Here is a 19,783-nt window from a genome sequence, read left to right as displayed (position 1 = left end):
AATTATTACCATTTTATGTATATTCCAAAAAAATCTACAGCTCCTGAATTACGCAGAAGCCCCCATGTATTGTAACAGTATTTTTTACATCCATTTTCTGCCTGAATATCAGATACAGGATATGCCTGCTTCAAATCCCATACATCAATCAGATGAGGATCACATGCAGCACCTCTTCAAATATTTGTGAAGCAGAATACTTTAACTATAGTTGTTTCATGGCAGCCATCTGCAGTGCTCTGCCATTTCGTTTTTGTATTGTAAGAAATTCATTCACTCGCTTTCTTAAACAAGCGCTGTATAAGCGTTATCACAAATTGAAAAACAGCGGCTCCCACATCACCAGGAACCGCTGTACAGCTAACGAATAGAGAAATAGATACCAAATACGAGAGAGATGAAGAGTATCAGTACAAGTGCAGTTACAATCAGTACAGACAGCTGTCCTTCTTTTCTTATTTCCTTCAGTGCATTCTTTACAGAAAAGGTATTCCACTGGAAATATTTTCTCAGTGATAGCATCATCAGGACTGCCGAGATGAAGTTCATCAGAATGAATTGTCCAATCGTCATCAGCAGCAGATTTACACGTATGCTTTCCACATGCTGAGGAACCGCAAGATCCTTCAGAAAATGCTTCAGTACATACCAGACATACAGATTGGCCGTACAGATCATAAAGCCGGTAATCACGATCGGACTTTTACTGACCAGCTCTTCGTAGGATTTACCGCTCAGGTTTGACAGACCGCCTACATATACCAGAAACAATACGACCATGGCAACACACGCATACTTCGCATACCGGATATAACGGAAACCGCCTGTTTTTGCGAGCTTGTTTTTCTGTCGGATAAGATCTCTTCTTTTCATACTGACTCCTCCTGCAATGGTTGCCATTTTCTCATCTCCTCTATTATGGTTAGTCTAAATGCAGATAATCCTTTACTTTTGTTGTAATATTTACAACACGAACACCATATATTACCTGAACAGAGTTCTTTCCGCGTACAACGCCGATAGCCTCCAGATAATTTTTCCAGCTTGTATCCGGTGCAATCAGGGAATCATCCTTGACTGTAACACGAAGACGGCTGGCACAGCAGGTTACGGTTTCAATATTGTCCGCTCCCCCAAGAGCTTCAATAATACGAATCTCGAGTGCATCCTCAGGTGCGGAAGAGACATTCGCTTCATCCTTACCGCTGTTTTTGATTTCATTGTATTCTTTTTTGCTCATCAGCTTGATTTCACCCTCGTCATCACGACCAGGTGTTTTGAGGTTGAATTTCGTAATTGCGAATTTGAATGCAAAGTAGTATACGATAAAGGTTACAGGAAGCAGCCACAATGCGCTCATGGCATGTACCTTCTGCGGCTGGAACAGGTTTGGAATCATGAAGAACAGCGCAGTTCCATTGATGGAAATATTTGTGATTTCCGCTGCGACATAGCACAGACCGCACAATGGAGCGTATACCAGCCAGTACAGTGCAGGTGCAACAAACAGGAAGGTATACTCAATCGGTTCTGAAATACCAACCATTGCCAGCGTGAAGACAGACGGCACCAGCAGTGATGCTACCTTCTTCTTATTTTCCGGTTTTGCACAGCGATACATAGCAAACGCGGCACCCGGCAGACCAGCCAGCTGGAACAGCAGGCGTCCGTTGGTGAAGTTTCTTGTGATATAGCCGGTTGCACTTGCGCTTGCAGCCTGACCGTTGATAATGTTTTTAACACCCTCATACATCACACCGTCGATCATCATCGTACCGCCGACCTTTGTATATTCGATCGGGAATGCAATCAGATGGTGAATACCGAATGGCAGCAGCATCTTATCCAATGTACCGAACACGAAGGTTCCCAGCAGACCACTTGTACGGATGAAGCCGGTGATACTCTGCAGAGCACCTGCGACATACGGCCATACATAATAGAATGCGATTGCCAGTGGAATAGAAGCAAGAGCGACCATAATAATAACGAATTTTGTTCCTGCGAAGAATCCGAACATTGCCGGCAGCTTTGTATCAACGAATTTGTTGTGCAGTCCTGCAGCAATCAGACCGGTAACAATACCGGAGAAGATTCCCATGTTGTATGAATAAATCCCCAAAGAGCTTGACCATAAAGCATTGAAGTTCAAGGCAGCCTGCTGTGTATAACCGCTTTTTACCAGTGCGTCAACAGTCGTGGTTTCAGCGGTCCATCCTTCCAGCGCAGCCCAGCCTTCAATTCCTCTCATAAAGCAGAAGAATAAGATCAGTCCCGCAAATGCTGCCCATCCTTTCTCCTTCTTGGCAAGAGTGAAGGCAATTGCCACGGCGAACCATAGCTGCAGATTGTTCATAAACATGAATCCCAGATTGGTGATCATGGTGAACAGATTGTACAGGATGTTTCCTTCCGGCAGGATGTAGTTTGTAAATGCACTACCGATACCCACGAAGAAACCAACGAGCACAAGCAGGATGATTGGAACCATCATTGCCCCGGCAAATGTCTGAAGTTTTGCCTGAATGTTTTTCATAGCTTGTTCCTCCTTTGTTTACGCTTTCATTTTAGCATGTCCGCCAATTTGAAAAAGAATGCAATGAGTTACGGTAATTCATTATTATTGTGGTAATTTTTCATCACCCTTTTGTACATGCCAGTTCCACAAGTGCCTCATAGTAGATGTCACTCGCTTTTAACAGCGACTTCACAGGCATACATTCGTTGGGCATATGAGGGCGAGGATCCTCATCAGGAAAGGTCGCACCAAATGCCACCCCGTGATCCAGAACGCGGGCATAGGAGGCTCCCCCCTTGGTAAACACCGCAGCATCTTCCTTCATAACCCTGTGATATGCTGTTTTCAGACTCTGAATCAAAGTGCTGTCCTCTGCAACATAGAGCAGACGCTTATGGCGTAAAACCTCAAGCTCACAGCCATAATGCTGTGCCGTTTTGCGTAAAGTATGAAGAAGGCTTTGCTCATCCGTTGACCGCACATAACGCACATCGACACACAGCTCCAGCTGTCCATCCTGCGTATTCAGCGACATCAAACAAACAGAGCCGCAGCCCATGGCAGCATCCTCATGATACAAACCGCTTTTCTTACCGTAAAAATCATCAAGAAAATTCTCGTATATCATATTCACCATCGGATACAGAGAGCTTGCTTGATCGAGGTGTCCGTGAAAATCCTTAACAAATTTGAAAATAGCATTATCCCCGCGCTGCGGATTGCGGGAAAGTGCACGTACACCACGATAGGTGATTTTTATGCCATCGTGCATAACCTCAATCAGATTGGTACGCTCAACAAAGCTGACATCACTGCCCTTGGGAACAATCACCTGTAAATCATCACAGACGATATGCAGACGCTCCTTGCAGTGCAGGCTGATATCCGAATCTGCATTCAGCAGGAAGCGTACCTGCAAAATCCCCTTTTCTCCATTGACAATGGGAAAGTTGCCATCCGGGGAAAAGCCGCAGATTGGTTGCGGGTTATGCTTGAAATAATGCTCCATGCATTCCCATGTTGTTTCCTCAGCCCCTCCGGCAATGAGGCGGATCGGATGATACAGTGTACGGCCTTCCTGCCTGATACGGGCCATTGCATATAAAGCTGCCAGCAGCGGTCCCTTGTCATCATTGACTCCCCGGCCGTACAGCATACCGTCTATCTCCCGCATTTGAAAGGGATCGCCGTGCCAGTGAGAGCGTTCTCCTGCTTCCACCACATCCAGATGAGCCAGCACGCCGATATAATCATCTCCCTCACCAAGTTGGGCATCTACAGCATAGCCATCAAAATCACGGACGCTAAAGCCCTCCCGCTGAGCAATCTGCAGGAAGACATCCATTGCATTCCGTATCTCTTTGCCAAACGGGGCAGATGCACCTGCAGTGCGTTCATCACGGACGGATGGAATTTCCACCAGCTGCTTTAAATCCTGCAGCAGCTCACTCGTTCTTTTTCCTGTATCATAGATAGTTTTCATTTTGTTATACCTCCTTATATGGTTATAAATTCCACATGAAATTGCCGCTGTCATTCTTGACAGAACAGCGTTTCACACGTATAGTTGCAAGTGAAAGCGAGGGTGCACGCTTATGAATAAACGAATCATGAAAATTGTGGATGTTCTGTTGAAGCAGGACTCCTATATCACGATTGATAAAATCTCCGAAGAGCTTGCCGTATCCAACAAGACGATTCGCAATGACCTCCAGATCGTGGATCAGTATCTCGAGGAAAACAACCTCAAGCTGATTAAAAAAACCGGCGTCGGTATCCGTATTGACGGTAAAGTCAGGGACAAGCTGCACGTATTGGAAAGTGTACGGGAGAAAAATAAAACGCTTGCCGATTATTCCCCACAGGCACGTAAAATTTTTATCGGGATGCAGCTGAGTGCCTTTGACAGCTGCCGCATCTATGAGCTGAGTGAACAGCTGTTTGTATCCCGTGCCACCATTCACAAAGACATTCTCTCCTTGACAAAGGATCTGGAAACCTTCAAAATCGCATTGCATCGCAAGAACAACAACGGAATCAGTATGGAAGGCAAGGAAAAGAATATACGTAATTTTCTGCTGGAGCTGATGCTGCGTGACAATGGCTATCAAATGTTTATTGATATCATACGGCGGGATGATTACCGCTGTGACGGCTCCTATGTATTTCCCGGGCTGGAGGTTACCGATGACGAGGTCAAGGACTTTACCGGCTGTATTCTCCGCTGGGGCAATCCGTATATCAATTCCCTGACCTTTCCCTCCATGGTGCTTGTCCTGCTGCGAGCATTTGTCACCTATCTGCGCATTCAGGATCGCCATATTGTCCATCTTTCAACTTCTTTCATCGAGGATTTGCGAAAGGAACCGTTCTATAAAGAAGCACGCGAACTGTGCGACCGGCTGGCCAATCATTACCGGCTACAGATTCCGGATGTGGAAATACGCTATCTGCAGGTCTATTTTCTCGCTCTGCAAAACAGCCGCGATCTCAGTGAACAGGAACAACAGGAAGCGCGTATGCTGAGTGATGCTCTGCTTACCTCCTGGAGCGAACAGCTGCATCTGCCCTTTGACCGGGATGAAGCACTGCGCCAGTCTGTATATGACCACCTGTGTCCTGCCATTATCCGTTTTCGTCACGGCATCCCCAATGAAAACCCGTTGATGCAGGAAATACATACGCTTTATGAACGTACCTTTCAGGTGGCAAGAAACAGCGTTTCCGTTATAGAAGAGCATTTCCACTGTAATGTGAGTGACGATGAGGTCGGCTTTCTCGCCTTACACTTGGCAGCCTCTTTGGAAAATATGAAGCAGCCGCTGAAAACCATACTGGTTGCTCACGGCGGTGTGGGAGCCGGAAATCTGCTGCGTAGAAAGCTCAGTGCCCAGATACCGGAAATCGACATCATCTCCCAGGAAACCTTCTTTTCCATTTACGAGTGCGATATCAGTGATATTGATCTGATCATCAGCACACTGGAGCTCAATCTGCATACAGATGTCACCATACTACAGGTCAATTCCCTGCTGCATGACTACGACATTCTGCGCCTAAAGGATGTGATTCGTGAATATTACAAGGTGAAAAACGATCCTTATAATTTTAAATCGGCAGCACAGGAATAAATCATATTCCCTTGCCCGCAGGAGCTTATGCATAGGAAGCACAGAAACGATATCCACTGCTTTCAGGTGCATTTCCGATGAAACGAAAAAGCCCTGTAAACGCTAAATGGAATACAGCACAAGGGCTGTACAGCTGTTGAATAACACTATCTGTGTAAATGAAAATCGGGAAGCTGTGATTCTATTGATATACAATAAAATCATACTTCCCTTTTTATGTCCCCTGAAGTGATACCGTCTACAAGCCGCCACGCTTTTATGGCAGTGTATAGGTTACTGCGACGCTTTCTCCACCCTTAACTTCGACAGGCTCCTCTCTGCGGAATTCCGCATAGCTGTCTTTATTTGTGAAAATGACGATAACACTCAGATCATATCCCTTTGATAACAGATATTCACGATCCATTTTCAACAGCGGCTCACCTTTTTTCACGTGCTTCCCCTGCTCACACAGACAGGTGAAGCCGTTTCCGTTTTCGTTTACCGTATCGATTCCGACATGAATCAGAATTTCCATACCGTTTTTCAAAGTAAGACCGACTGCATGGTTGCTGGGAAACAGCATGGTTATATCTGCATCGGCACATGCATATACGGTATCACCTGTAGAAGCGATGGCAAAGCCGTCTCCCATCATCTTCTGAGAAAATACAGGATCCTTTACATCTTCAATCGGAATCAGTGTTCCGTCCACAACAGCAAGAAGCTCCTCCCTGCTCTTTTCTTTCTTTCTAAATCCGAACATATGTCATACCTCCTGATGAAATATTTATTACAAGTATATCTTACCTGTTTCCTGCATGTATTACAATCATTTCACTGTTATTTTCGCAGCCTTTTCTATGTGGTAATTTCTTACAACAATGTTTATAAATTGCCTTATTGATACGGATGGCGTTTCCACATCCTGCGATTGCGGAAGTTCAGCGAAGTAGCGTACAATAAGGGTGCGAAAAGAAGGAGGAACTTACTTATGAAACATATCAAAATTGCAGCTGGCCTTGCACACGTTAATTATGGAAGAATTGCGGATCTGGTTAAGGAAGTCAGTGATGCCGGAGTTGACTATATTCACTCTGACGCAGCTGACATGCACGATCTTCAAAACATGAAGCTGATGGGTGGTCATCAGATTATCGCGGGTATTCGTCCGGAGACAGACAAGCCGATCGAATGTCATATTTATACAGTTAGTATGGACAGAATGTTCATCGAACAGATTGATGAGGCGGGAGCAGATATGCTGATCATTCCTGCGGAGCACTTTATCGGCGCACAGCTGGCTTATATCATCAACTGGTGCCGTGAACGCCACATCAAGGTTGGTCTGACACTGGGCTGCTATACACCGTTATGCTTCGTTGAGGAAAGCATTTATGATATTGACCGTTTGCACATCGTAACACACGGTGTAGATGAAACCGATGGAAAAGACAACTGGGGATGGAGAAAGAGTGCCATTGATCTTGTACAGCGTGCACGCAAGATGATTGACGAGAAAAATCCAAAATGTGAGCTGGCGGTTGACGGTGGTCTTCGTGCCGATAATATGGACAAGCTGATTGAATGCAATCCGGATGTCATCGTTCTGTCCAGTGCAATTTTCAAGGATCCAGATGGAGCAGCAGCTGGTGTGAAGAAATGCAGAGCCGCAATCGATGCAGCAGCAGAAAAATACGGTCTTGAATAATACAAAGAACTCTCCCGCTGAGAGTTCTTTTAAAGAAAGCTCCATCCTGACACTGGTGAAGGATTACGGATGGATCACGTTTGCTGCTGCCATTACCGCTGTTGCGGTTAATTTCTTCTTCACCTCGACCGGACTGGCACCGGGGGGTATTACCGGACTTTCCCTGGTTTGCTCCACCGTATTCGGTATTCCGGTTTCCACGATGTCTCTTTGTATCTCCATACCGCTGCTGATCTTATCCACCATCGTACTGGGGAAAAGCTTTGGTATCAAAACGTTGTATATTACACTGGCAACACCGCTGTTTATGAAATTGATTCCCTCCATTCATACAACACAGTTCCTTCTGGATATCCATCCGCTTCTGGAATTGGCGGTTGCCGGTCTTCTCGGGGGACTGCTGGTTGGGGCTGCCATCGGTATCGCCTTAAACCACGCCTGTGCAACCGGAGGTACGGATGTCATAGCGCTGTTGATTCAGTATGTTTTTAAATTCCTAAAGGTCAGTGTGATTCTGTTCTTCCTGGATGGCTCTGTTGTGATTGCCTCCGGTGTGATTACACAGAATGCATTGATCTCCGTATTCAGCTTTCTGTCTCTGATGGTCATCATCCAGACGATCAGCTTTGTGACAAAGCATAAGCTGAGTGCGTGAACTACCGCCAGCTATAGAGCAAGCGGCTTCTAATGAATGCTTGCACATTCATCAAAACGTTTTGTTCGTATTCAGATACACGTAACTGGTACGTTCACCGTACCTCTACTCCATCGCTCTGGCATACATGAATATACTTTTCGTATGATATTGCTTGCTCCGTTGATATCGGCATTCATTAGAATGCCGTTTTTGCTTCTGTACAATCCCCGCTTGATTCTTTTTCCTGTGAAGGTATGCGTTACATCGTTTCCATAGACTGGTATTTGATCCTCGTCAATGGAACTAGCCTTCGATTGTATTGCTTCTTCACAGACCACGACTCTGATCCCTGCCGCTTCTCCTTTGTATTTGATCATTTCGATCAGCGTACGAAACGGTATCTGCACAAATGTCTGATTGTTCTTCTTCCCCATATGGATACGCTTCTTCCAACCCGCATGATTTCCTACGACGATAACTTCGATTCCTTCCTCCACACATAGATCTATTATTTTTCTTGATGCTTTGTGCAGGATATCCCTTACACGTCGATTTCGCTTTTCGCTGATACGTTTCATTCGTTTTGTTTGATGGATCCCTTTGCTATCCTTCTTTTTCGATTCTTAGCAGTGAGCGGTAATGTGCACTCTGTTTGTTATAGAATTGATTGACTGCCTTTATTTCATTTCTTAGCACAGGGCGGTGTCCGCTCGTAAACGCAATCGCTGTCAGATTATCGACACCAATATCTATGCCGGCTACTCTGCTATATTTGTATAAAGCAGCCGATATTCTTTAAACTACGTAATTTTATAACCTGTAATGTATGGCTGATATAAGATGTGACTATGGACTGCTTGACATTCTCCAGAATACTTTTACACTAAGAGTAAGAATTTGTCACAATGTGCACACACTTCCGTCTAATTATAGGAAGAGTAAAGGAGGCTGATATTATGCAGCAGGAGGAATTAAACAAACGAATTGATCAGGCGGTTCAGGGGGATCGCCTTGCACTGGAGGAGGTTCTGACAGAAATACAGGATATGGTATTCAATCTGTCACTGCGTATGCTGGGAACCATAGCGGATGCACAGGATGCCGCTCAGGAAATCCTCATTAAGGTTATGACCAGTATTTCCACCTTTCGCAAAGAAAGCAGATTTCAAACCTGGGTGTATCGTATCGCTGTGAATTATCTGATGGATGTAAAAAGAAGCATGTTCGCAGCGCATCCCCTGGATTTTGATTTTTATGCAAATGATCTGCGGGCAAGCTATGTGCCGGATGAAGAAGAAGCCCTGACGGGATGTACGAGGGAGGAGGCCGCAAGAGAGCTGAAGCTCTCCTGTACCAATGTCATGCTGCAGTGCCTGAAGCCGCAGGATCGCTGCATTTACATTCTCGGGACTATGTTTCACATTGACAGCAAAAGTGCCGCAGAAATTCTGGATATGACTCCGGAAGCATACCGGCAGCGCTTATCTCGGGCAAGAAAGCGCATGGCTTCTTTTTTAAGCACCTATTGCGGAGCAGTATCCAATGGATTCTGTCAGTGTGATAAGCGGATTCCCTACGCAGTTATGACACACCGTCTTGAGCCGCAGAATCTGGAATACAGCAGACTGAAAACACTGGATAAGCGGATTCTGAATGAATTCTGTGATCATATGGAGGAGCTGGAGGAGATTATGGACAGCTTCGATCAGCTGCCTGCCTTTCGCTGTACAATGGACGCCAAACAGCTGTTAAGGGAGCTGGTGGACTCAGAGGTCATGAAAAAGGTACAGAATGCAAAGGAGGTGGCCTGATATGTCTATTATGATGGAATACTTGCGCCAGCTACAGAAAAACAACCAGCGGGACTGGTTTCAAAGTCACAAGGATCTGCGGAAGGAAGCAGAAGCTGAGTTCGAGGAGCTTTTACAGGATCTGATGGAACGCATAGTACGCTTTGACCCCTCTATTAGCGGCTTTGCGCCAAAAGAGCTGACCTTCAAGCAGGTGCGCGACACCCGTTTCAGTAAGGATAAAACTCCGTATCTGCCTGCATTTCGCGCACATATTTCCGCAAAGGGGAAGCTTCCCATACCGGTTGGATATTATGTTCATCTAATGCCGGATAATCAAAGCTTTCTGGGAGGAGGATTGTTCGCGGATATGTTCAAGGACGCAACAGCCATGATGCGTGATGCGATTGCCGCAAAGCCGGAAGAGTTTTCCGCCATTATCGAAGCTCCTTCGTTTAAGGATCACTTCACAATTACAGGGACAAAGCTAAAGCGTGTTCCCAAGGGGTATGATCCTGACCACAGCATGGCCTCCTATCTCTGCCACAAAAGCTGGTGTCTTGAATATCCGCTCATGGATAATGAGGTGGAAGACCGCGAGAAGTTTCTCACACTAGCCTGCACCCTGTTTCAGGCAATGAAGCCGTTTCATGATTTTATGAATACGGCATTGCAGGATTTTCAGTTCCCACAGCGATAGAGATACGTATGGATATCAGAAAGAAACATGCTTATAGATGGCTATGGAAAGGTGCTGCTGTCATGATGCTGTATATATGACATTGCGCTCATTCATTTTTCACAGCATACATATCTGTGCAAGACAAAGCTGTAAATGACTTTATAAATGATACTACAGAATAAGCAGAAGCTCCCATTTTACATGGATGCCTCTGCTTATTTTGCCTGCATGCAGACTTTATGACAGTCTGCCTCTATGGCTGTTTTCGCAAATGCTGAGTTTTATCTATTTCCCCATGAAACTGCGCAAGCATTTTTTCCCATGCCGCATGCAAATTATCGTCCAGCTGAAACAGACCGGAATTTCCCACGATGAATACTTCCACCCCTGCCTGACGCAGCTCCTGAAAGGTTGCTGCATTGCAAGAGCCATCCACTTCGATTAGATACCGATAGCCATGCTGCAGCTTAAGCGCCTTCGCTTCTTTTATCTTATCCAGCATTTCGCGAATAAAAGCCTGTCCGGCAAAGCCCGGATCAACACTCATAATGGTGATTTTGTCAAGTAAATGAAGATAATGCCGGATATAGGACAGGGGAGTTGCCGGGTTCAAAACAATACCGGTCCTGCATCCAAGCTCATGAATCTTATGAAGAATACGAAAGGCATCCGTGTTGATGGTTTCTGCATGCGGCGAAAGAAAGGTGGCTCCTGCCTGGGCAAGCATGGTGATATAGTCATCCGGATGCGTCACCATTAAATGACAGTCCAGCGGTACCCTGCTGACGCGGGCTACTGCTTTGACAAAATCCGGAGATAATGTAATATTCTTTACGAAATGACCATCCATAATGTCAATATGATAAAAATCCGCATGCATATTCAGAATTTGAATCTGTTCTCTGATTTTCAATAAATCCATACACATGAGAGACGGACTGAACATAGGCTTCATACGTATATCCTCCTTCAAGTAAACGTTTACGTATCCTCTTTTTTTAAAGCTCACCTACGTGAGCTCAGGTTGATTCCCTTACACAAAGAGAAACCGGTATGATAAATTCCTGCTTATCCAGCTCATGATGGATCCGCTTCAACAGCGCGTCTCCTGCCGCCTCCGCCATCAGCTCTGTATTTTGTGTAATCGTAGTCAGTGCCGGGTGACAGAACTGTGAAATGGAGACATTGTCAAAGCCGACGATTTTCACCTGATCGGGAACCTGAATATGCTGTGCATGCAATGCGTGCAGACAGGCCAGTGCCATATTGTCATTGGTCGCAAACACGCCGTCAAAGAAGCAGCCTTTCTGCATAAGCAGGTTAGTGACTGTTTTGAATACACTGGCATAATCGCTTTTCGTCATGATTTCCCAGGATTCCTGAAACGCTATCCCCGCTTCTTCCAGCGCTTCCAGGTAGCCGCTTCTTCTCTGCCGAATCGTTGACGCTTTCTTCTGATCTCTTAAAAACAGAATGCTGCGGCACTGCTTTTCTATCAATTCTCTGGCAGCAAGATATCCTCCCTGCCGATTATCGGAATGTACAAAGATGTGCACATCCTCCGGCTTTCGGTCAATATAGACGATTGGTATGGAAAATGCGGATTCCTGTATCGGATTTGCATTCCTTCCTGAGATATAAATGATACCCTCTACCTGCTGCTCCTTCAGATTGCGGATATGCAGCTGTTCGATTTCAATATCCTCATGGGAATCACATATCATAACAGAATACTGATGTTTGAGAAAGAACAGTTCCAGGTAACGGATGATTCTCGCAAAAAATTCATTGGTGATATCCGGCACGATAACACCGATATTCCTGCTTTTCTGCGTCCGCAAGCCCTGTGCATTTTTATTAAGCTGAAAACCGCATTCCGCAATGACTCTGCGCACACGGGTCTCCGTTTCCTTGGAATAACCGCCCTTTTCATGCAGCACACGGGAAACTGTAGCGGTGGACACCTGCGCCAGACGTGCGATATCAATAATATTATATTTATGCTGTTCCACATCGACACCTCCTTTACGTAAACGTTTAACTAACACATGTATATCATAGCTAAAATAATAGTGGATGTCAATACAGAAGCAGCAGGAGAATGACGAAAGTACACCGCCATTATGCTATGCGGACATATCATAAGGAAAACCGTTATATAAGAGATCATATAAACAAGGGAAGAAATGAGAGCGTGCAATATTGAGGCGTGTTTATTTCACAGCAGTATAGCCGTCGGGATAACAAAATAGACCTGACAGACAGGATTCATCATTTTCAGCAATATGATTAACCATAGAATATCCCTGTCTGGTTTTATTTCTTGGGCTGTTTTACATGCAGTGTTTTCTATACGAAAAACAGTGCCATCAATTCTTTTTAAATGGACAGTCCGTATCATCATGAGAGCAAAAAGGAATCAGTGCATCACCAAGGATGAAACTAATCCTTTTGTCTTTGATGAAAAACAAGGTAAATAAGAACCGGAAATTGACAATAATACGGTCATGGATTTTGACGGTTAAATCTATTGCACAAAGCAGGAGCTGATTACAGTTAACACATTATACCTACTCCCGCTATTGTGTGTAGTTCAGCTCCTCTTTCTCTGCATATGCCCGGTATCCTTTATGCAGACAGCATGCATTGTTCTGCTTTCCAAGCAAAGACAGTATATTACATGAAGCAGACATATCACAGCTGCCATCAGTATCAGTAAATTCAGGCTTATCATGAACCATGTCAGGAAAAAGAGAAGCAATGCAAAAGAGAAGACATGTAGCTTTATGCTTACCTCAATAACAGCGCACCTCTTCCAGTAGGAACTGCTGTGTGTGTCACATTTGCGAAAGATAAATTGCAAAAGCCGATCTGCACCCTTCCGGTATTGCATCAGCATCAGCTGTCCCGGAGTGAATTTCAGATTGGGGAACAGCTTGCTCAAAACCATTTCCTGATGCAGCTTACGCCGCATGCATACCGGAAGGAGAATCCATAATCCGATGATGACACTCAGACAGAACAGCAATATCAACGGCCACAGAATGGCAAACGCCGCACTCCACGCTTTACCATTCAACATACAGAAGATGATAAAAACAGGAACAAGTCGCTTCGTAACATTGATAATCGTGATGGTCCCCATGGCTGCCAGATAGCCCTGTGAGGTTTTATAGCAGCCGTAAAGAAAGCCTGTCAGATACAGCAGCTGTATACAGAGCAGAAAGGTGAGAAAAGGCGATGTGATTGTTTTCTGTATCACTGCATAAACACCAATACCGATAGCAGCGGCAAGGAGCTGGAACAGCAATAGTATACACAATTTGCAGAGATAGCTTTTACGGCAGGTAAGGGGAAAAGCCAGGAGCACCTGCCAGGAAAGCGGTGGTTCTTCTTCCCATGCAATCTGATAAACAATGCTGAGAAACAGAAAGGATACCAAGCATGCTGCAGCCTGTATCTGCTGATCCTGATATATACTGTCCTCTGTCACCGTTAAGCTGCTTACCCCACTGATGTAGATATAGGCAAGCAAAGCGGCAGGAATCAGATACTTCCATTTTCGGTTGCGAAGCATACGAAGCAGCTCATAGCGAATCATACAGCATCCTCCTCCGGCTGGAAATATTGCATGATTTTCCTATGGTCTTTCGTATCCAGAACCAGATGGTGACCATCCAGTGCCAGCAGCCGATTCACAACAGGCAAAATGCCGGATGAGGTATGACTGGTAATCAGGAATACCGTGTTCTCACACTTTTTTGAAATCAGCTCACACAGACCTTCACTGCTTTTCGCATCTATGGCAACAAACGGCTCATCCATGATAATCATATCCGCATTGCTGAGCAGAATACAGGCGATACCCGCCTTCTGTTCCTGTCCGGAGCTGCACTGGTCCATGCGCTGGTTTAGATAATCAATCGACAGTGCCTGCAGAACCTCCTGTACAGCTGCGTCCTGCACATCCAGATTTTTGCCATGAAAGCAGCGGTAAAAATATCGCAGATTTTCCAATACGGTTAAATGGCGATACAGAGGATGTTCATATGGCAGATATCCAATTGTCATTCCACCTCGTGAAAGGTTCCCGTAATCCGGCGGCAGAAATCCACAGACCACATTTAACAGCGTACTCTTTCCTGCTCCGTTTTTCCCGGTCAGCAGTATACACCCGTCTCCCTGCTGTATCGTCAGATTCAAATCCTCTAAAATCCATTCCGTATCATAGGCATAGCCTACCTTATTCAGTGTGATCTGTTTCATTGCACACTCTCCTTTTTGTATACAGGGTACGTACCCTCCGTATCCCCATATAAAGCAAATAGTCCAGTGGACTTTCCAGACAGGAGGAAGCTTTCCCAATAACATAAAACACATGAACTAGCAGCATGGCACCAATCACGGCATATAACATATTTCCATTATCAAGCAGAAGCGTCGCAAGCATGACCTCCACAACAATAAATGAAGAAACATTGCGCTTATCGGGCTGCGGTTCCTGAACCTCTTCCCATGCTTCCTCCATTTCCCGATCCGCAGACTGAAGCAGCTCTGTATGTTCTTCCTCCAGTAAGGCTGCAATTCTTTGCATATAAAGATTTTGCAGCTCACACTGCGCAAGCTTTTTCTCCAGCTGTTCCTTCTGCATATCCAGCAGCTGCATATTTTTCTCCTGCAGCAGTTGTTCGATATCCGTAAGCGAAACATCCATTCTTCGCAATATTTTTATCCGCATTAGAATACGGACATGCTCCTGTGTGTAACAGCGATAGCCGTTCTCATCCCGTATAACCTGCAGCAATCCCTTTTTCTCATACAGATTGATTGCTTTTTTACTTAATCCGGTTGTATCCGCAATCTCCTGAATTCTCATATTCTATCACCTCATGTTTGAGGCTATTGTACAGCAGTCCCCAGGGGAACGGTCAATAGCTTATGCTAAATTTATACAAATTTAATAAAGTCTACCTGAATAATTACAGAAAACAGGCATATTACCAGTAGACAGAGCGGCATGATGCAAGAATACAAAAATGTCTGTAAAAGAATCATCTCTTACAGACACCTGTGTGTTTCTCTTATAATACCAGAGAAGGTGCGCTGTATGCACGGCCAGCCATTTCATTATCCAGCATGTACAGACTCTTAGGATCTGTGCCGAATAATTCGAATTTCTTCACCATATCCTCTGCATTCTTTTCTTCCTCACCCTGTTCCTTTACAAACCAGTCCAGAAACTGCATCGTGCGATAGTCCTTCACCTCATGTGCAGCATCATAAATTGTATGAATCAGGCTGGTTACATAGCGCTCATGCTCCAACGCAAATTCCAGCGGATCCTTTAAGGTACTGCATACTTTATCCGGCTTATCCACCTGTTTCAGTGTGATGTGTTCCCCGTTATTCTGCAAATACTGCAGAAGCAGCATTGCATGATCGCGTTCCTCCTGCGTCTGAATCATGTACCAGTTGGCAAAGCCATCCAGCCCCTGCTCCTGATAATAGAGAGAGAAATCAAGATACAGATATGCGGAGTACAGCTCCTTGTTAATCTGATCATTCAGCAATTCGGATACTTTTTTATCAAGCATAATCATACCTCCTGTGTATTATAGTATAAGTATACTCTGTATGGTTTGAATCCGGAAGTACCTTTTTACATTTTTTTTACAATTTGTGACAGCTGTATGACTACTCCTTTGCGCGCTCCACCTTCAGCTTTTTGCCCTTGATGGTTTTCTGACGCAGCGCACGCAGCACCTGCAAGCCCTTACCATGCAGTATATCCACATAGGACTGATAATCCTGTACCTGGATGACGCCGATATCATCCCCGCAGACCCCTTCTATTTCACAAATGGCACCAACGATATCCCCGGGGCGGATTTTCTTTGTCTTCCCTCCGCCAAGATACAGCTTCATCATATCCTTGCGCAGCTCTTTCCCTTTTTCCTCTTTTTGAGATTTCGGAGTTCCCAGCTTTCTCAATGTCTCAGCGTCCGCAATAACAGCTTCAAGCTCACTGCTGTCATGAAACTCCAGTGCATTCCCCAGATATTCTTCCAGCTCCTGAAGGCGGAAATCATCATATTGTGAAACAAAGGATATCGCGGTACCGCTTCGATCCAGTCTTGCAGAACGGCCGATACGGTGTATGTAGGTCTCTTTTTTATTTGGCATATCGTAATTGATAATATGCGTAACATCCTGTATATCAATGCCTCTTGCGGCAACATCCGTAGCGGTTAAAATACGAAGCTTCCCTAAACGAAAGTCCTTCATATTTTCCAGTCGATCCTCCTGCAGCATACCGCCGTGCAGCTGATCGACACTGATGCCCTTATCATACAGCATACGGCATATTTCGCGAACATGCTCCTGTGTCTTTGCGAAGATGATACAGGATTCGGGAAGCTCCCTACATAACAGCTTCAACAGTGCCTGTGGCTTCTCGTGCTCCTTCATACGGTATGCGTAATGATGCATCTGCTCACTGACAGAGGTCTGCGTCTCGATTTCCACAGATGCCGGCTGCTTCAGGAAGTCATGGGCAAGCTCCTGTATTTCCTGTGGCAGTGTTGCAGAGAACATGCAGACAGATGCGGTTTTCGGAAGATGGGAGAATATCTTCTGGACAGTTTCAATAAACCCCATATTCAGCATTTCATCCGCTTCATCGATAATGATATAGCGGATTTTATCTGTTCGAAGGGTTCCCTGCTCCAGATGGTCAAGCACTCTTCCCGGTGTTCCTGCGACAACATGGGTCCGCTGCTTTACATCCTGTGCCTGAAAACGGAAGGGCTGCTTCCCGAATACGGCAGCCGTCTTAATGCGCTTATAGGCACCGATGTTATCAAATTCTCCCTTGATCTGCAGGGCAAGCTCTCTGGTCGGACTCAGTACCAAAGCCTGAGGTGAGCGTTCCTCCCAGATCAGGTCCTGTATGATAGGTATCGCAAAGGATGCGGTCTTTCCGCTTCCGGTTCTGGATTTCACCAGAATATCCTTCTTTTCCAGCATGAGCGGTATGACAGCCTCCTGTACCGGCAGCGGACTTTGATAGCCCAGTGTATGCAGAGCCTCACAGATGGAGGCATCCAGCTTATAATCTTCAAATTTCATGTTTATCACCTATATGTTTCAGCTTTCCTACCTATTATACGGGATAACGTATGGAAACGCAAAGACAGTCTGCAGGAAATATTACAAAACTGTAATCTTGCTGTAAGCAGAAACACACGACAAACCAGTGTGCATACGATATAATGCAGATAGAAAAAAGGAGGAGATGGAGATGAAAAAGCTGTTGAGCTGGATTGGCACTGCACTCTGTTTGGCATTCTTTGGATATCATGCCTGAACATCAGATTTGACATCTTTCCTTTTTCATTGCAATAGGCGCCAAGAGGCGCTTTTTTTGCTTACCTGTTTTCAGCCTTAATCAAATGAAACAACAACCACGGCAGCTATGTAAAAGGAGAATGGCTGCGGATACTCATGTTGCTTTTCTGATTCTGAATGAAATGCACAGGATTTTATATAGGATGTAAGGAACAGTATGATTACTGGTATTTGCTTAACAATAAAATCAGAATATGATGTTGTCTGTATGCGACGTTATACAGAACGAAATAAACGATTAGCCTGTCAATCAGCTAACAGGATTGTAAGCAAAGTGTAAGTAAATTCACACGACGAAGTAAAGTGCTTCCGGTATACTATAGGTGTAAGACAGGAGGGACGCTACCATGAAAAAATTCATAGAAATTGCAGAAGCTATCGCATGTATCCTGTTTCTGGGATACCGTGAGGAAAACTTTATCCGATAACTTCCCACAGTAGTATCGCGCTGTGTAATATAGATCAGGCACCCTGCTGTTGCATGGGTGCCCTTTATACTTCTTTAACAGTTTCTTCTGAAGGCTGTATCCTTTCTGTTTCTGTAAGAATCGCGGAGTGCTCCCAGCGATGTCTGAGATAAATGGCTTGTGCCAGTATACATTCAAAGATATTGCTGAGCAGCATTGCCAGCCATATTCCTGTAATGCCAAGGCTTGTAAAGCGATGAAACAGCAGAATCATCGGAATGCGGAATGCCCAAAGACGCATCATGGATAAGATAAAGGTATAATTCGTATGACCGGAGCCATTGAACACACCATCATTCAGGTTGATATACCATCCCATGAAAACACCGCACAGCAAGGCAAAGAATGCATATTCCTGTGTTAGCTCCATAAGCTGCGTAGATGCGTTTGGTACAAACAAATGTATAAACGGTGTGATTACGAGCATTCCGATAATGGTCAGAGTAGATGAGAAAAGTGTTGACAGCTTCATCGCTGTATGAAATGCCTTTCGTGCACGCTCTGTATTGCCCGCCCCCAGATTCTGACCGACAAAGGTTGCCAGTACAGCTCCGATCGACATGACGGGAATATAGGCAAGCGTCACCAATTTTGCGCCGACACCGTATGCCGATATGGCAACAGCACCATAGTAGACGATATATTTGTTCATGATGACAAAGCCCAGATTTTCAAGAAACTGACCGCTTGCGGCAGGTATACAAAGCTTCAGTATGATTTTTCCATCCGCTGCATGAAACGGATATGCCCGAAAATCGATATGTACAGGAAAGGCTTTATCATGCAGACGCCGCCATGCAACCGGTACCATAACCAGCTTGGATACAACCGTGGCAATCGCAGCACCAAGGATACCGAAGTGAAAAACAAAAATGAATATCGGATCCAGAATAGCATTCAGTAGGGAAGCGCACATATTCAGCTTTACACCGGATCGGCTGTCCCCCGCACTCTGTCGCATTGCCATATAGAGGTTCAGCATAAGAAGGCCGATATAGTCAAAGGAAATTCCGAGCAGATATTGATAACTGGCATCATAAATTTCCTTCGGGGTATCCAGCCAGCTTAGAATCGGATGCAGCAGAAGCAGTGTTCCTATGCTCAGTACAATGGCAAAGCCTATCGCAAAGTATAGAAGAGCAGTAGCGAAACGACAGGCGTCCCCCTTTTGATTGGCCCCAAGCCGCGTGGATAGTAAAGCAATCGCAGCCGCACTAAGCCCCATGGCAACACTTTGTGCACACCACATAATAGGACCGACAAGCGAAACGGCGCCAACCTGAAGCTCACCAAGCTGTCCGACCCAGAAGGTATCAATGATATTGTAGAGGGAGTTGACCAGATTCAGCACGAACAGCGGTACAGCCATGCGCAGCAATGCCTTTGTCAGATTTCCCTGTAATATACCCTTTTCCTGCATCGGTATCTCCCCTTTCTGTATTGTTATATCATAGCATATTT

At 45.1% G+C, this 19,783-nt stretch carries 17 protein-coding genes and 1 pseudogene; 5 read left to right on the top strand and 13 right to left on the bottom strand.

Annotated features, from left to right (window positions below):
- Positions 1 to 360 precede the first annotated feature (360 nt).
- From ACESPQ_RS00825 to ACESPQ_RS00815, 3 genes are all read right to left on the bottom strand, one after another.
- The gene (locus ACESPQ_RS00825) at positions 361 to 873 is read right to left on the bottom strand and encodes a hypothetical protein (RefSeq protein WP_257379061.1); all 513 of its coding nucleotides are present in this window, start codon (positions 871 to 873) and stop codon (positions 361 to 363) included.
- A 49-nt stretch (positions 874 to 922) separates the two neighbouring features.
- Positions 923 to 2,536 carry a PTS transporter subunit EIIC gene (locus tag ACESPQ_RS00820; protein ID WP_002606224.1) on the bottom strand — a complete coding sequence of 538 codons (1,614 nt, stop codon included), beginning with the start codon at positions 2,534 to 2,536 and terminating at the stop codon, positions 923 to 925.
- 103 nt (positions 2,537 to 2,639) lie between these two features.
- Complete coding sequence (locus tag ACESPQ_RS00815) at positions 2,640 to 4,001, bottom strand: Sapep family Mn(2+)-dependent dipeptidase (protein WP_373143776.1); 1,362 nt, start codon at positions 3,999 to 4,001, stop codon at positions 2,640 to 2,642.
- A gap of 112 nt (positions 4,002 to 4,113) precedes the next feature.
- Here ACESPQ_RS00815 and ACESPQ_RS00810 point away from each other — a divergent pair, with 112 nt between their 5' ends.
- Positions 4,114 to 5,649 carry a BglG family transcription antiterminator gene (locus ACESPQ_RS00810; RefSeq protein WP_044903453.1) on the top strand — a complete coding sequence of 512 codons (1,536 nt, stop codon included), beginning with the start codon at positions 4,114 to 4,116 and terminating at the stop codon, positions 5,647 to 5,649.
- Positions 5,650 to 5,905: 256 nt separating this feature from the next.
- Here ACESPQ_RS00810 and ACESPQ_RS00805 read toward each other — a convergent pair whose 3' ends face one another.
- The gene (locus ACESPQ_RS00805; protein WP_008816418.1) at positions 5,906 to 6,394 is read right to left on the bottom strand and encodes a PTS sugar transporter subunit IIA; all 489 of its coding nucleotides are present in this window, start codon (positions 6,392 to 6,394) and stop codon (positions 5,906 to 5,908) included.
- Between the two features lie 228 nt (positions 6,395 to 6,622).
- Here ACESPQ_RS00805 and ACESPQ_RS00800 point away from each other — a divergent pair, with 228 nt between their 5' ends.
- Both ACESPQ_RS00800 and ACESPQ_RS00795 read left to right on the top strand, forming a co-directional pair.
- Positions 6,623 to 7,339, top strand: coding sequence for a ribulose-phosphate 3-epimerase (locus ACESPQ_RS00800; RefSeq protein WP_002606228.1), 717 nt, complete (start codon positions 6,623 to 6,625; stop codon positions 7,337 to 7,339).
- Positions 7,308 to 7,994, top strand: coding sequence for a YitT family protein (locus tag ACESPQ_RS00795; protein WP_002606229.1), 687 nt, complete (start codon positions 7,308 to 7,310; stop codon positions 7,992 to 7,994). Before ACESPQ_RS00800 ends, ACESPQ_RS00795 begins: the two co-directional genes overlap by 32 nt.
- A gap of 71 nt (positions 7,995 to 8,065) precedes the next feature.
- Here ACESPQ_RS00795 and ACESPQ_RS00790 read toward each other — a convergent pair.
- Positions 8,066 to 8,584, bottom strand: a pseudogene (locus ACESPQ_RS00790) (IS200/IS605 family accessory protein TnpB-related protein); the annotation flags it as partial.
- A 348-nt stretch (positions 8,585 to 8,932) separates the two neighbouring features.
- Here ACESPQ_RS00790 and ACESPQ_RS00785 point away from each other — a divergent pair.
- Both ACESPQ_RS00785 and ACESPQ_RS00780 read left to right on the top strand, forming a co-directional pair.
- Complete coding sequence (locus ACESPQ_RS00785; RefSeq protein ID WP_002606231.1) at positions 8,933 to 9,787, top strand: RNA polymerase sigma factor; 855 nt, start codon at positions 8,933 to 8,935, stop codon at positions 9,785 to 9,787.
- Position 9,788: 1 nt separating this feature from the next.
- The gene (locus ACESPQ_RS00780) at positions 9,789 to 10,466 is read left to right on the top strand and encodes a DUF2461 domain-containing protein (protein ID WP_002606232.1); all 678 of its coding nucleotides are present in this window, start codon (positions 9,789 to 9,791) and stop codon (positions 10,464 to 10,466) included.
- Between the two features lie 235 nt (positions 10,467 to 10,701).
- On the opposite strand, the gene alsE is transcribed toward ACESPQ_RS00780, so the two are convergent.
- The 8 genes from alsE to ACESPQ_RS00740 all read right to left on the bottom strand — a co-directional run bounded on the left by alsE (position 10,702) and on the right by ACESPQ_RS00740 (position 19,742).
- Complete coding sequence (gene alsE, locus ACESPQ_RS00775) at positions 10,702 to 11,403, bottom strand: D-allulose 6-phosphate 3-epimerase (RefSeq protein WP_257339597.1); 702 nt, start codon at positions 11,401 to 11,403, stop codon at positions 10,702 to 10,704.
- A 64-nt stretch (positions 11,404 to 11,467) separates the two neighbouring features.
- Positions 11,468 to 12,460, bottom strand: a complete 993-nt coding sequence (locus tag ACESPQ_RS00770) for a LacI family DNA-binding transcriptional regulator (RefSeq protein WP_373143775.1) — start codon at positions 12,458 to 12,460, stop codon at positions 11,468 to 11,470.
- Between the two features lie 581 nt (positions 12,461 to 13,041).
- Positions 13,042 to 14,049 carry a hypothetical protein gene (locus ACESPQ_RS00765; protein ID WP_373143774.1) on the bottom strand — a complete coding sequence of 336 codons (1,008 nt, stop codon included), beginning with the start codon at positions 14,047 to 14,049 and terminating at the stop codon, positions 13,042 to 13,044.
- Positions 14,046 to 14,714: an ABC transporter ATP-binding protein gene (locus ACESPQ_RS00760; RefSeq protein WP_009588403.1), complete on the bottom strand. Its 669-nt coding sequence runs from the start codon at positions 14,712 to 14,714 to the stop codon at positions 14,046 to 14,048. Before ACESPQ_RS00760 ends, ACESPQ_RS00765 begins: the two co-directional genes overlap by 4 nt.
- Positions 14,692 to 15,324 carry a MerR family transcriptional regulator gene (locus ACESPQ_RS00755; RefSeq protein ID WP_109769877.1) on the bottom strand — a complete coding sequence of 211 codons (633 nt, stop codon included), beginning with the start codon at positions 15,322 to 15,324 and terminating at the stop codon, positions 14,692 to 14,694. The genes ACESPQ_RS00760 and ACESPQ_RS00755 overlap by 23 nt, the downstream gene beginning before the upstream one ends.
- Before the next feature lie 205 nt (positions 15,325 to 15,529).
- Positions 15,530 to 16,042, bottom strand: a complete 513-nt coding sequence (locus ACESPQ_RS00750) for a ferritin (protein WP_109769878.1) — start codon at positions 16,040 to 16,042, stop codon at positions 15,530 to 15,532.
- 100 nt (positions 16,043 to 16,142) lie between these two features.
- Positions 16,143 to 17,576, bottom strand: coding sequence for a DEAD/DEAH box helicase (locus tag ACESPQ_RS00745; protein ID WP_109769879.1), 1,434 nt, complete (start codon positions 17,574 to 17,576; stop codon positions 16,143 to 16,145).
- A gap of 771 nt (positions 17,577 to 18,347) precedes the next feature.
- Complete coding sequence (locus ACESPQ_RS00740; RefSeq protein WP_373143773.1) at positions 18,348 to 19,742, bottom strand: MATE family efflux transporter; 1,395 nt, start codon at positions 19,740 to 19,742, stop codon at positions 18,348 to 18,350.
- Between the last annotated feature and the right edge of the window lie 41 nt (positions 19,743 to 19,783).

Source organism: Clostridium sp. HGF2, from assembly GCF_964240115.1.
In the GTDB taxonomy this organism is placed as follows: Bacteria; Bacillota_I; Bacilli_A; order Erysipelotrichales; family Erysipelotrichaceae; genus Clostridium_AQ; species Clostridium_AQ innocuum.
This window is presented reverse-complemented; position numbering and strand designations above follow the sequence as displayed.

Coding starts and splice junctions, on each gene's coding strand:
- ACESPQ_RS00825 (WP_257379061.1), bottom strand. CDS start 873: ATGAAAAGAAGAGATCTTATCCGACAGAAAAACAAGCTCGCAAAAACA.
- ACESPQ_RS00820 (WP_002606224.1), bottom strand. CDS start 2,536: ATGAAAAACATTCAGGCAAAACTTCAGACATTTGCCGGGGCAATGATG.
- ACESPQ_RS00815 (WP_373143776.1), bottom strand. CDS start 4,001: ATGAAAACTATCTATGATACAGGAAAAAGAACGAGTGAGCTGCTGCAG.
- ACESPQ_RS00810 (WP_044903453.1), top strand. CDS start 4,114: ATGAATAAACGAATCATGAAAATTGTGGATGTTCTGTTGAAGCAGGAC.
- ACESPQ_RS00805 (WP_008816418.1), bottom strand. CDS start 6,394: ATGTTCGGATTTAGAAAGAAAGAAAAGAGCAGGGAGGAGCTTCTTGCT.
- ACESPQ_RS00800 (WP_002606228.1), top strand. CDS start 6,623: ATGAAACATATCAAAATTGCAGCTGGCCTTGCACACGTTAATTATGGA.
- ACESPQ_RS00795 (WP_002606229.1), top strand. CDS start 7,308: ATGCAGCAGCAGAAAAATACGGTCTTGAATAATACAAAGAACTCTCCC.
- ACESPQ_RS00785 (WP_002606231.1), top strand. CDS start 8,933: ATGCAGCAGGAGGAATTAAACAAACGAATTGATCAGGCGGTTCAGGGG.
- ACESPQ_RS00780 (WP_002606232.1), top strand. CDS start 9,789: ATGTCTATTATGATGGAATACTTGCGCCAGCTACAGAAAAACAACCAG.
- alsE (WP_257339597.1), bottom strand. CDS start 11,403: ATGAAGCCTATGTTCAGTCCGTCTCTCATGTGTATGGATTTATTGAAA.
- ACESPQ_RS00765 (WP_373143774.1), bottom strand. CDS start 14,049: ATGATTCGCTATGAGCTGCTTCGTATGCTTCGCAACCGAAAATGGAAG.
- ACESPQ_RS00760 (WP_009588403.1), bottom strand. CDS start 14,714: ATGAAACAGATCACACTGAATAAGGTAGGCTATGCCTATGATACGGAA.
- ACESPQ_RS00755 (WP_109769877.1), bottom strand. CDS start 15,324: ATGAGAATTCAGGAGATTGCGGATACAACCGGATTAAGTAAAAAAGCA.
- ACESPQ_RS00750 (WP_109769878.1), bottom strand. CDS start 16,042: ATGCTTGATAAAAAAGTATCCGAATTGCTGAATGATCAGATTAACAAG.
- ACESPQ_RS00745 (WP_109769879.1), bottom strand. CDS start 17,576: ATGAAATTTGAAGATTATAAGCTGGATGCCTCCATCTGTGAGGCTCTG.
- ACESPQ_RS00740 (WP_373143773.1), bottom strand. CDS start 19,742: ATGCAGGAAAAGGGTATATTACAGGGAAATCTGACAAAGGCATTGCTG.